This is a genomic window from Vibrio celticus, from assembly GCF_024347335.1.
Lineage (GTDB): Bacteria > Pseudomonadota > Gammaproteobacteria > Enterobacterales > Vibrionaceae > Vibrio > Vibrio celticus.
Map to the genome: position 1 here is coordinate 3195963 of NZ_AP025463.1, position 12964 is coordinate 3208926.

Annotated in this window: 8 protein-coding genes; 4 read left to right on the forward strand and 4 right to left on the reverse strand. The window is 46.5% G+C overall.

The window, feature by feature from the left end:
* The first annotated feature begins 145 nt into the window (after positions 1–145).
* Together OCV19_RS14305 and OCV19_RS14310 are read left to right on the forward strand one after the other, a co-directional pair.
* Positions 146–2725: a TRAP transporter permease gene (locus OCV19_RS14305; protein ID WP_065676153.1), complete on the forward strand. Its 2580-nt coding sequence runs from the start codon at positions 146–148 to the stop codon at positions 2723–2725.
* Positions 2726–2832: 107 nt separating this feature from the next.
* Positions 2833–3270, forward strand: coding sequence for a universal stress protein (locus tag OCV19_RS14310; RefSeq protein ID WP_048609641.1), 438 nt, complete (start codon positions 2833–2835; stop codon positions 3268–3270).
* Between the two features lie 85 nt (positions 3271–3355).
* On the opposite strand, the gene OCV19_RS14315 is transcribed toward OCV19_RS14310, so the two are convergent.
* Positions 3356–4318 carry a D-2-hydroxyacid dehydrogenase gene (locus OCV19_RS14315; RefSeq protein WP_050635004.1) on the reverse strand — a complete coding sequence of 321 codons (963 nt, stop codon included), beginning with the start codon at positions 4316–4318 and terminating at the stop codon, positions 3356–3358.
* Positions 4319–4352: 34 nt separating this feature from the next.
* Positions 4353–5087: a bifunctional tRNA pseudouridine(32) synthase/23S rRNA pseudouridine(746) synthase RluA gene (gene rluA, locus OCV19_RS14320; RefSeq protein ID WP_065676154.1), complete on the reverse strand. Its 735-nt coding sequence runs from the start codon at positions 5085–5087 to the stop codon at positions 4353–4355.
* Positions 5088–5245: 158 nt separating this feature from the next.
* Here rluA and OCV19_RS14325 point away from each other — a divergent pair, with 158 nt between their 5' ends.
* Complete coding sequence (locus OCV19_RS14325; RefSeq protein WP_065676155.1) at positions 5246–6523, forward strand: NRAMP family divalent metal transporter; 1278 nt, start codon at positions 5246–5248, stop codon at positions 6521–6523.
* 111 nt (positions 6524–6634) lie between these two features.
* Here the strand turns inward: OCV19_RS14325 and rapA are convergent, their stop codons facing one another.
* Entirely contained in the window at positions 6635–9544 is a 2910-nt protein-coding gene (gene rapA, locus OCV19_RS14330; protein WP_065676156.1) for an RNA polymerase-associated protein RapA, read from the reverse strand.
* Between the two features lie 467 nt (positions 9545–10011).
* Here rapA and OCV19_RS14335 point away from each other — a divergent pair, with 467 nt between their 5' ends.
* Positions 10012–11391 carry a PhoH family protein gene (locus OCV19_RS14335; protein WP_017062953.1) on the forward strand — a complete coding sequence of 460 codons (1380 nt, stop codon included), beginning with the start codon at positions 10012–10014 and terminating at the stop codon, positions 11389–11391.
* Positions 11392–11499: 108 nt separating this feature from the next.
* Here the strand turns inward: OCV19_RS14335 and tldD are convergent, their stop codons facing one another.
* A complete protein-coding gene (tldD, locus tag OCV19_RS14340; RefSeq protein WP_048609636.1) occupies positions 11500–12945 on the reverse strand; it encodes a metalloprotease TldD in 1446 nt (481 codons plus the stop codon).
* Between the last annotated feature and the right edge of the window lie 19 nt (positions 12946–12964).

Genomic DNA, 12964 nt, shown 5'->3' on the forward strand with positions numbered 1-12964 from the left:
TTGGAGGACTTACCTTCGTATCAAGCCTAAGACAAAGACGAACAAAAAACGCATTTCCCTATCCATTCACTACACTAGATAGGAAATAAATAACGTTTGGTTGTTCGTAAGAAAAGGCAGACCATCAATAATAAGGATAAAGTACATGACGCAGACAACATCACCGTCTCCAGATGTGCAAGAAATGGTGGCACAATCAGATACTGGTGCGCGTAGCCCTCGTGGTATCCAAGGCCGTATTTTATGGTTTGTGCCTCTATGTTGGTCACTGTTCCAACTTTGGTATGCATCTCCGCTGCCGTTCATTTTTAACTTCGCAATTTTAAACGACACTGAAGCTCGAGCAATTCACCTTACGTTTGCTATTTTCCTAGCCTTTACCGCTTATCCAGCCATGAAGAATTCGCCTAGGGATCGCATCCCCGCTGTCGATTGGATATTAGCGCTTGTAGGTAGCTTTTCAGCTTCTTATATCTATATTTTCTATACTGAACTCGCTGAGCGCTCGGGCGCACCAACAACATTCGATATTGTTGCGGCTGTATTCGGTATGGTTTTACTGCTTGAAGCAACACGACGCGCTTTGGGTCCACCTCTTATGGTTGTGGCAGCAGTATTCCTACTTTATACCTTTGGCGGCCCTCACATGCCGGACGTTATTGCCCACAAAGGTGCGAGCCTGAACAAGGCAATGTCGCATCTGTGGCTAACAACTGAAGGTGTATTCGGTGTGGCACTTGGGGTATCAACGTCATTCGTATTCTTGTTTGTACTGTTTGGTGCAATGCTAGAACGTGCTGGCGCCGGTGCTTACTTTATTAAGGTCGCATTCTCACTGCTTGGTCACATGAAAGGCGGCCCAGCGAAAGCAGCCGTTGTCGCATCAGGTTTGTCTGGTTTGGTATCAGGTTCATCTATCGCTAACGTGGTAACCACGGGGACCTTTACTATCCCGCTTATGAAGCGTGTTGGTTTCCCTGGCACTAAAGCAGGTGCAGTAGAAGTAGCAGCTTCAACCAATGGTCAATTAACGCCACCTATTATGGGTGCTGCTGCATTCTTGATGGTTGAATATGTGGGTATCTCGTATGTAGAAGTGATTAAAGCGGCGCTATTGCCTGCTCTTATCTCTTACATCGCTCTGATTTACATTGTTCACTTAGAAGCATGTAAAGCAGGTATGACTGGCCTACCTCGTCGCCGCACGCCAACTATCGTACAGAGCCTACTGTCTTTCACGGGTACCATTTTAGGTCTGTGTGTTATCAGTGCAGCTGTTTACTACGGTGTCGGTTGGACGAAAGATGTCTTTGGCGATGCTGCAACACCAATCGTAACGGTGGCTCTATTAGTCGCTTATGTCGCTCTGGTTCGTGTATCAGCAAAATACGCATCTGAAGGTGGTATGGAAATCGATGCGGATCTCAAAGAAGTTCCGGATCCAGGTCCAACGATTAAATCTGGTTTGCACTTCCTACTGCCTATCGTAGTGCTTGTTTGGTGTCTGACTGTCGAGCGTTTCTCTCCAGGTCTGTCGGCATTCTGGGCGACCGTGTTCATGATCTTCATTCTGATCACTCAGCGTCCTTTAATGACTCTGATGAACAAATCAGACGATCTTGCAGAGCAAACTAAAGCTGGCTTCGTTGATCTCGCAGAGAGCTTGGTTTCAGGTGCACGTAACATGATTGGTATCGGCGTCGCGACAGCGGCTGCAGGTACGGTTGTAGGTGTGGTGACTCTAACGGGTATCGGCCTTGTAATGACGGATTTCGTTGAGTTCATCTCAGGCGGTAGCATCATTCTTATGTTGCTATTCACTGCGGTAATCAGCTTGATCTTAGGTATGGGCTTGCCAACAACGGCGAACTACATCGTTGTTTCAACACTGATGGCACCGGTAATTGTGACCCTAGGTGCAGCGCACGGCTTGATCATTCCACTGATTGCGGTTCACTTATTTGTGTTCTACTTCGGTATTCTTGCGGATGACACACCTCCAGTTGGTCTCGCAGCCTTTGCGGCCGCCGCGATTGCGAAATCAGACCCAATTCGTACAGGTATTCAAGGTTTCACCTACGATATCCGGACCGCGATCTTGCCGTTCATGTTCATCTTCAATACCCAACTACTGTTGATGGGCATTGATTCTTGGTGGCACTTAGCACTAACGATTTTCTCTTCTGTGACTGCGGTACTTATCTTTGCCGCAGCAACTCAAGGTTGGTGGTTCACCAAGAACAAGTGGTGGGAAACTATACTGCTTATCGTTCTGACCTTCTCTTTCTTCCGCCCAGGTTTCTGGTGGGACATGATTTATCCAGAGAAAGTTCTTTCACCTGGAGTTGAGATCGCTCAAATCACAGAAAATCTATCTGTGGGACAATCACTTGAATTGAGAGTAGGTGGCGAAAACTTAGAAGGTAACTATTCTGAGAAAACAGTTCGCCTTCCGTTTGAAGATTCTGCGACAACAAGTGAAGACCGCATTGCTTCAATGGGCCTAATGCTGACACAAGCTGACGACAAGATGATAGTTGATATGGTTGAGTTTGGTAGCCCTGCAGAAGCCGCTGGCATTGACTTTGATTGGGAAATTAAATCCGTTATCCAAGACGCAGAACGACCAATGAAAGAGTGGGTATTCTTACCTGCCCTACTGATTTTGATTGGTTTAGCGATGAACCAAAGAAGACGTGCTCGTAAGGATGAGATTAGCGCGTAATGGATAGAGCCAAGTAGCGCTCTACTCTATTTGGCTTTTTTACTACATGGAAAAGATAATTACAGCGTTTGGTATGTACTAAGCGCTGCTCAAAAAGAGACGAATACATGTATAGACAAATCCTTGTTCCCGTTGATCTTAACGACAAAGGCTTTTCTGATAAAGCAGTCGAGCTAGCGGTATGGCACGCTAAACACAGCAATGCTGAAGTCCACATTCTGAACGTACTACCGGGCATTCACATGTCGATGGTTGCGTCTTACTTCCCGAAAGATGCAGCGAACCAAATGAAGCTTGATGTGAAAAATCAGCTCAAAGAGTTTGCTGACAAGCACATTGACGATGAAGTGGTGTATAAAGTTCACGTTGCCGAAGGCAAGACTTACACAACGATTCTAGATTACGCAGAAAAACTGGGCGCTGACCTTATCGTGATGCCTAGCCATAAGCGTTCGAAAATCGACAAAGTGGTACTTGGTTCTGTTGCAAGCAAAGTGGTACAGAACTCACCAATCAATGTATTGGTAGTTAAGCCGCAAGGCTAAATCACTTAATCGACACAACGATCTAAAAAGGTTGGCCTAAAAGCCAACCTTTTTTGTTTTTCGTTCACGCAATTTAATTCTTCAATCAACTCACTAAGTTCTGCGGATTACCCGCGACAAACCCATCAATATTATCGATTAAGATATCAGACAGCTTTTGAATTGAACTGTCACTGCCCCACGCCACATGAGGTGTCAGCAGTAAGTTAGGTAGGTGACTGTTGGCCAATAGTGGATTCGAGTTGTCTGCCGGTTCTTGTGTAAACACATCCATGCCCGCGCCTGCGATCTCATTACTTTTCAAAGCTTCAACCAAGGCTTGTTCATCGACAAGTCCACCACGGCCTGCATTGATTAACACCGCACTTGGTTTCATCATTGCTAGCTCTCGCTCTGAAATCAGGTTTCGAGTCGCTTCGGTCAGCGGACAATGCAGGCTGATCGCATCGGCTTGCTGCAACACAGTATCAAAGGGCATATACCCCTCTCGACAAGACTCCGCTCCTTTTCGCTCTGCAAAAATCACCTTCATACCAATCGCTTTAGCCAATATCGCAGTCGCTTGCCCTAAACTGCCACTACCAATTAAACCCAATGTACTACCAGCCACATCTTGAATAGGGTGAGTAAAGAAACAGAACTGCTTATCCTTTTGCCACTCGCCGGCTTCAATGTCTTGATGGTAGCCAACAAGATTTCGTTTTAGCGTAAACAGCATAGCAATCACATGTTCAGGTACCGACTGAGTCGCATAGCCTTGCACATTAGCCACTGCGATATTGTTACTCTTGCAGTAGTCGACATCGACATTATTGACGCCTGTCGCTGACACAGCGATCAGCTTGAGTTGTTGTGCTTGAGCTAAATTATCAGCGTTGAGCACAACCTTATTGGTGATAACAACATCCGCTCCTGCAACGCGTTCATCAACGAGTTCTGGAGCAGTAAAGTCATACTCTACCCACTCATGTTCAAAGCTAATAGGTTTTAAATGGATTTGAGATGGGATGGTGGCTCTGTCGAGAAAGACCACTTTCAACTTCGGCATTGTACGTCCTTGAATTGGTATTGATGAGACCATTCTAAGCTTTTAGCTTACTGTAGTCTGGAAGCTCTGGCGCAATTTCAAAGTGCTGCTCGATTTGTGGCGATGCTTGAGGATAAAACTCACACGGAACAAAGGCTTTGAATAACTGATCATTGGCCGGGTGATAAAAACTGAGTTCACACGCGTGCAGAGCCAACCTATCGCTATAGTTAAAAGCATCTGGCGTTGCATAAAACTCATCACCCACAATCGGATTCCCCATCTCCATGCAGTGCACTCGCAACTGATGGGAACGTCCCGTGATAGGCAGTAGCTTCAACAATGTCGTTTGAGCCTCTTCTTGCTCTACCATATAGCGAGTCTGAGATGATTTACCACCCTCGAAACACACTTTCTGCTTCGGCCTGTTTGGCCAATCGCAAATAAGAGGGAGGTCAATCAAACCTTCTGCTTCTTCTACTGAACCCCATACTCGCGCGTAATAGAGTTTGTGTGTCAGTCGATATTGAAACTGCTTCTTCAAATGACGCTCAGCTTGTTTGTGTTTAGCAAGCAGCATCAAGCCCGATGTCGACATGTCCAATCGGTGCACGACTTGAATCTCTGGAAACTCAACAACTAACCGACTCCACATACTGTCGTAATGTTCTGGCAACCTACCCGGAACAGAAAGCAAACCCGCAGGCTTGTTCACCACAAGAATATCGTCATCTTGATAAACAATATCAATCCACGGTTCACGCGGTGGTGTGTACTGTTCTAACGCCATTGAAGCCTCTTAATTGCTAGTGAATAAATAATTTACGGTTGATTCGTTTATAAATAAATACAATTTTCAACATTTTCGTACATAAAAGTTGACGACTTTACAAAACATGGTATTGATAGGGTAACGGATAATAAGAAGTCAGCATCAAAGGAAAAACGATGGACAGTACGGTTAAAACCACCAACACAAAAACACTAGCCTCAGCTCCCCTATCAAGCTTAATCAAGTCGCTTGGCCCAGGCATTATGATGGCCGCAGCGGCTGTAGGTGGTTCTCACTTAGTCGCCTCAACCAAGGCGGGTGCGATTTATGGTTGGCAGCTTGCTGCGCTTATTATCCTCGTTAACGTATTTAAATACCCATTCTTCAGAGCCGGCATCCAATACACGCTAGGAACGGGTCAAAGCTTGGTGGAAGGTTACTCTAACCTAGGCCGACCATACCTTGTGATCTTTTCGATCTTGAGTGCCATATCTGCGGTCGTGAATACCGCTGCCCTGCTATTATTCAGTGCAAGCCTACTCAGTTACTTTGTTCCTTTCGATTTAGCCACTAGCACCTTGTGCATGATCGTTTTAGCGACCTGTTTGATCATTCTGTTTGCTGGCCACTATCGTGCTCTCGATACACTATCTAAAGCGATCATGGCGATCTTAACCATCACAACCTTAGCTGCAGTCGCCATTGCTATCGGCTCTCCAGTCGAACCTGATGCTGCTTTTGTTCCACCGTCGCCTTGGTCATTGGCTGCTATTGGTTTTATCGTGGTGACCATGGGTTGGATGCCTGCGCCTATCGAGATATCCAGCATCACCTCTATGTGGCTAAAAAGCCAAAAAGAGAAGCAGGAAGTGACCGCACAATCAGCACTGTTCGATTTCAATGTCGGCTACATTGGTACTGCATTGCTTGCTTTAGTATTTGTTGCGTTAGGCGCGCTAGTACTTCACGGTTCGGGTGTTGAACTGTCTCGATCCGGTGTTGGCTTCACTCATCAATTGGTCGGCATCTACGCTTCGACAATTGGTGAATGGTCTCGCCCATTAATCGCTCTTATCGCTTTCTTCTGTATCTTTGGTAGCACGATTACCGTTATCGACGGCTACTCACGCGTGCTTGCTGAATCACAGCGTCTATTATTCAAAAAAGATTCAAGCCCAAGAATGCTGCAAGGCTGGATCATCATTGTCTCTCTCGCGGCATTAGCGATTGTGATGTTCTTTAGCGCTGCACTGATGCCAATGCTTGATTTTGCGATGGTGCTTGCCTTTGCGACTACGCCATTCTTCGCGCTGCTTAACTTCATCCTAGTGAACAAGGCTAAGCTTCCAGAAGCCCTAGCCATTGGCAGCAAGCTAAAATGGCTGTCTATCGCGGGTCTTGTTTACCTGTTTGGTTTCTTGGCAGTCTTTGTTTGGTGGAAGTGGTTGATGTAACCCCTCTGCCAATACATCTTTCAACAACGAAAACAGCTTTCAAACGCTAGATAAAAATAAGGCCTTCATGATAAAGGCCTTATTTCGTTGAAGCATCTCGCTAATTCAAAACTAGTTGTGAGAAACCACAATCAAGCGTAATGAATCTAGCTGAACCTGAGCTTTGCTGATGTAACCGGTCAATTCATTGATTTGAGCTTCGATTACCTCTAGCTCTTCATCACGAATGTTAGGGTTCACCGCTTTAAGCGCTTGTAGGCGCTCTAATTCACCGTTCAGGTTAGTCTGCATGTCTCGTTGAGCTTGTTCACGCACTTCTTCCACTTTAGGAAGTACGTGCGTCTCACCCGCTTCGATTAGCTTGTGAATTTCACCTTGTACCGAGTTAACTAGCTTGCTCGCTAGGTGACGGTTTACAGGGCTTAATTGACGGTTAAAGCTGTCGAACTCAACCTGAGCTGATAAGTCATTACCACGGCCATCCATCATCAAACGAATTGGCGTCTTAGGTAAGAACTGGCTGATACCACTGCGTTTCGGTGCTTGCGCATCCACAAGGTAAACCAACTCAAGCAGGATAGTACCCACTGGCAGCGCTTTGTTTTTCAGTAGCGATACCGCTGATGCACCAACACCTTCACTCAGTAGCAGATCGATACCGCCCTGAATCATTGGGTGTTCCCAACTAATGAAGTTCATGTCTTCACGAGAAAGCGCAGTATCACGATCAAACGTGATGGTTGCGCCTTCGTATGGTAAGCCCGGGTAGCTTGGTACCATCATATGCTCAGATGGCGTCACAACCAGCGCATTTTCACCCTTGTCGTCTTGGTTCAAGCCAATCGTATCGAACAGGCTCAATGCAAACGTCACTAGGTTAGTATCGCCGTCAGTCGACGCGATCTTTTCTGCAATTTCATGCGCTTTGTCGCCGCCGTTTGAGTGCATCTCTAGTAGGCGATCACGGCCTTTTTCTAGATCTGATTTCAGGCTTTGGTTTAGCTTGGCAGATTCTTCAATCACTTCATCAAGTTGCTCTGTGTTACCAGAAGCCAGCATCTCGATAAGAACATCTGAGTACTTGTCGTAAACTGTGCGACCCGTTGGACAAGTTTCCGCAAACGCATTTAGGCCTTCATCAAACCAACGCGCAAGAATCGCCTGTGATGTACCTTTTAGGTAAGGAACATGAATGTCGATATCACGTAGCTGACCAATACGGTCCAAGCGACCAATACGTTGCTCAAGCAAATCTGGGTTGAACGGTAGATCAAACATCACTAATTGGTTAGCGAACTGGAAGTTACGACCTTCAGAGCCGATTTCACTACAGATAAGAACCTGAGCGCCACCCTCTTCTTGAGCAAAGTAAGCCGCAGCTTTATCACGCTCTAGAATCGACATGCCTTCGTGGAATACAGTTGCACGTACACCTTCACGCTCACGCAGTGCTTGCTCTAATTGAAGAGCCGTACTTGCACGAGAGGCGATCACTAAGATTTTCTCGCTGCGCTTGTCTTGGATCTTTTCAATCAACCAGTTAACGCGTGAGTCAAACTGCCACCAGCTTGAATCTTCACCTTCAAACTCTTGGAAGATCTCTTCTGGGTACAGCATCTTCATAGCACGAGCTTCGGGAGCCATCTTGCCACCGATCATGCCAGATACACGCATTGAGGTTGTGTACTGCGTTGGAATCTCCATCGGCAGTAGGTTTACATTACGCTTAGGGAAGCCTTTGATTGCAGCACGTGTATTTCTGAAAAGAACACGGCCTGTACCATGGCGATCCATAAGGTTATCAATCAATTCTTGGCGAGCTAACGCTTGCTCTTCTTCGCTGCTATCACCTTCAATCACACGGAACAGAGGCTCAACATCTTGCTCAGAAAGCAGTTCCGTAATCTGGTTCTTCGCGCTGTTTTCAAGCTTCACGCCGGAGAACAATGCCGTTACTGCATCAGCAACCGGTGCGTATTGGTCTTCTTCTTCAACGAATGCTTCGTAATCGTAGAAGCGATCAGGATCAAGCAGACGCAGACGTGCAAAGTGGCTCTCACGACCTAGTTGTTCAGGCGTTGCTGTTAGTAGTAGCACACCAGACGTATTTTCCGCTAAGCCTTCAACCACTTGGTATTCACGACTTGGTTTGTCTTGGCTCCACTCAAGGTGATGCGCTTCATCGACAACCAACAAGTCCCACTCGCCTTCAAGTGCTTGCTCGTAGCGCTTACGGCTCTTACGTAGGAAGTCCAAAGAACACAGAACGTACTGCTGGGTATCAAACGGGTTGTCCGATTCAGCAAACGCTTCAATACAACGCTCTTCATCGAAGATAGAAAAATGCAGGTTGAAACGGCGCATCATCTCTACTAACCATTGGTGTTGTAGAGTTTCAGGAACCACAATCAGAATACGTTCAGCACGGCCAGACAACACCTGTTGGTGGATGATCATGCCCGCTTCGATGGTTTTACCTAGACCCACTTCATCAGCCAGTAAAACGCGCGGAGCGTGACGACGACCCACTTCATGAGCGATGTATAGCTGGTGAGGGATCAAGCCAGCACGCATACCACACAAGCCACGCATAGGGCTCTTGTGTTGTTGGTACTGGTTGCTCAGCGCGCGGTAACGCAACACAAAGTTATCCATACGGTCGATTTGACCTGCGTATAGCTTATCTTGTGGCTTGTTGAAGCGGATCTGGTTGCTTAAGAAGATTTCACGCAGAGTCACTTCTGTTTCTTGGGTATCTTCGCGAGTACCTAAGTAGGTTAACAGCCCTTTGTCTTCGATAACTTCTTCGACAGACAGAGACCAACCTTCTTGGCATTCAATGACATCGCCTACATTAAACGTTACTCGGGTTACGGGAGCATCAGTACGTGCATAAACACGGTTTTCTTCTGATGCGGCAAACATTACTGTCACTGTTCGAGCATCCATTGCTACAACGGTACCTAAACCTAAATCGCTCTCCGTATCGCTTATCCAGCGTTGCCCCAAAGCAAATGTCATGAATCGACTACCTCAATCTTATAGTTGGAATTTGGTCTTCTTAACTGCAGTTTCAAACAAGAACGTTATCCGCTCCTGAACTAAAAATATAGCCAAAAATGTCTAGTTTGCAGCCACTTTTTAAGTGCGCTCTCAATAATAAATATCTCGAGAAAATGGTGCAGAAAAAGGTCGCTAATCTTACTCGATGCTGTGATTTAGGTCACGCCTAAAGGAGATGATTTCATGCTTTTTTTCTGTTTTCGCCAGTGCAATCAAACTGTCAAAAATTCATGGTTAATCTATAGGTAGCAGATTGCTGCTCTCAAACGAACACGCGATATTTACTCGTAACGATATGGCGCTGTTCCTCTAGATGAAGTTTAGGTGAGTAGTTGACTATCACCAGAATCAGATACTAATCTTTATATGAGCTTTATCTACGTTCAATGAATGCAAGGCAAGCCGCACGTCGGCAAGGAGATGCTATGGGCGAGACCAACCGGAAGCTATTTGTTTTAGACACCAATATCCTACTTCACGAACCCTTCGCTATATTTTCTTTCCAAGAGCACGATGTCGTTATCCCCATGACAGTGCTAGAAGAACTCGACAGAATCAAAGACAGTAAAAGAGACGTTGCTCGAGATGCAAGAATTGCGATTCGAACGCTCGAAGACCTGTTCAGGGAAGCCACACCAGACCAAATATCGGAAGGCATTCCATTTTCTAAAGACATTAACGCCTCTGGCAGTATTTCAATACTCGCAGATTACGAACTTCAAGAAAGCATCAAGGCCTTCGCCGACGACAAAGCAGGCGATAACCGAATCCTCAACGCTGTCCTCTATCTTCAAAATAAACGCGCACCACGCGAAGTGGTTCTCATCACCAAAGACATCAATATGCGTTTGCGAGCAAAAGGCGCTGGTGTCCGTTTCGTTGAAGACTATCAAACCGACCAACTGATTGATGATATCCAATACCTCACCAAAGGCTTCCAACAACTGGAAGGCTCATTTTGGGATGGTATCGACAATGTCGAGAGCAGAAGTTTAGGCGGAAAGACGCTGCACACCCTCGCAAGAGCACCTTTCGAACCGACCTTCCTCAACCAATATGTGATTGACGAAGAGAGTGACTTTGCCGCTCGAGTCGAGGAGATTGAACCAGAAAGTATTACCCTGAGAGACCTCAGCCGCGAAAGGCTGATGAATCGCAGGGCATGGGACATCACACCAAAGAACGTCTATCAAGGCATGGCGATCGATGCACTGCTAGACCCTGATATCGATCTTGTGATTCTCACTGGCGCCGCAGGTAGTGGTAAGACGCTGTTAGCCATGGCCGCTGCACTTGAACAAACCATTGAGCGTAAGCAATTCGACAAGATCATCGTAACCCGAAACACGCCTGATATTGGTGAGTCGATAGGTTTCCTTCCGGGTACAGAGGAAGAGAAGATGTTGCCTTGGTTAGCCGCAGTGACCGATACACTGGAAGCGCTGCACAAGAACGACCACTGCACAGAAGGCTCGATGAAGTACATCTGTGACAAAGCCAATATCCAGTTCAAATCAATCAACTTCATGCGTGGCCGCTCGATTCAGAATGCCTTTGTGCTCTTGGATGAGTGTCAGAACCTCACAGCTTCACAAATCAAAACCATCATCACCCGTTGTGGTGAAGGTACTAAGATCGTCTGCTCAGGTAACCTAGCGCAGATAGATTCTTCCTACCTAACCCCTGTGACTTCAGGCTTAACCTACATGGTTGAGCGTTTTAAAAACTTCGAAGGCAGTGCCAACATCCACCTCAATGGTGTGGTGCGTAGCCGACTGGCTGAGTTTGCGGAAGAGAACATGTAGTGACTCTATACGCTCACTGAATCAGTAATCTAAAAACAAAAAGCGCCTCACATTGGAGGCGCTTTTCAATTTAATATTTTGAAGTAAGTCAGCAGAGGTTAGTCTGAATTACTCAGTACCACCAACGGTTAGCGAGTCTAGTTTCAATGTTGGTTGACCAACACCCACTGGCACACTTTGACCAGCCTTGCCACACACACCCACACCACGGTCAATGCTTAGGTCATTACCCACCATAGATACTTGCTGCATCGCTTCGATACCAGAACCGATTAGCGTCGCGCCTTTCACTGGGTGAGTGATCTTACCGTTTTCAATCATGTACGCTTCAGAAGCTGAGAATACAAACTTACCTGATGTGATATCGACCTGACCGCCACCGAAGTTCGGTGCGTAGATACCTTTCTCAACCGTTGCGATGATCTCTTCCGGCGTGTGTTCGCCCGGTAGCATGTATGTATTCGTCATACGTGGCATTGGAAGATGCGCGTAAGACTCACGACGACCATTACCTGTCGGTGCTACACCCATTAGACGAGCGTTCAGCTTATCTTGCATGTAACCTTTTAGGATGCCGTTTTCGATTAGCGTATTGTACTGACCGTTAACACCTTCATCATCGACGTTCAATGAACCGCGTAGATCAGTTAATGTGCCGTCATCGACAATCGTACATAGGTTTGAGGTTACTTGCTCGCCAACTTTGCCAGAGAATACTGACGACTCTTTACGGTTGAAGTCACCCTCTAAACCGTGGCCTACCGCTTCATGCAGCAGAACGCCCGGCCAACCAGAACCAAGAACCACAGGCATTGCACCAGCAGGCGCAGCAACCGCTTCAAGGTTAACTAATGCTTGGCGAATCGCTTCATCAGCAAACTGGTAAGCAACTTGAGTGCCTTTGTCATCACTTAAGAAGAAGTCGTAACCAAAACGACCGCCACCACCAGCACTACCTCGCTCACGACGATCACCCTTCTGTGCAAGTACGCTAATAGACAAGCGAACCAGCGGACGAATATCACCAGCGTAAGTGCCATCAGTAGCAGCAACCAGCATCTGCTCATGCACACCACTTAGGCTCACCGATACTTCAGTCACCATCGGTTCTTTAGTGCGAATGTAAGCATCTAATGATTTTAGTAATTCTGTTTTCTGCTGTTTTTCCCAGCTCGCTAGCGGGTTAACTGCATCATAGTAAGCTTGGTTAGAGTTGCGTTTGAACGCTTGAACCTTGCCGTTTTGACCTTGTTTAGCAATACCACGAGCCGCAATTGCGCTCTGCTTAAGACCATCCAGTTGGATTTGGTCAGAGTAAGCAAAACCGGTTTTTTCACCAGATACTGCACGAACGCCAACACCGCAATCGATATTGAAAGAGCCGTCTTTAATAATGCTGTCTTCTAGCACTAAAGATTCGTGCCAGCTTGACTGAAAGTAGATATCAGCATAATCAATTTGGCGGGTAGCAATGCTCGCCAATGTATCTGCGATATTTTGCTCCGTAAGCCCTGTCGGGTTCAGTAGCGCTTCTTCAATTTGATTAATGCTCATAGATGGCTCTTGTTTGTAA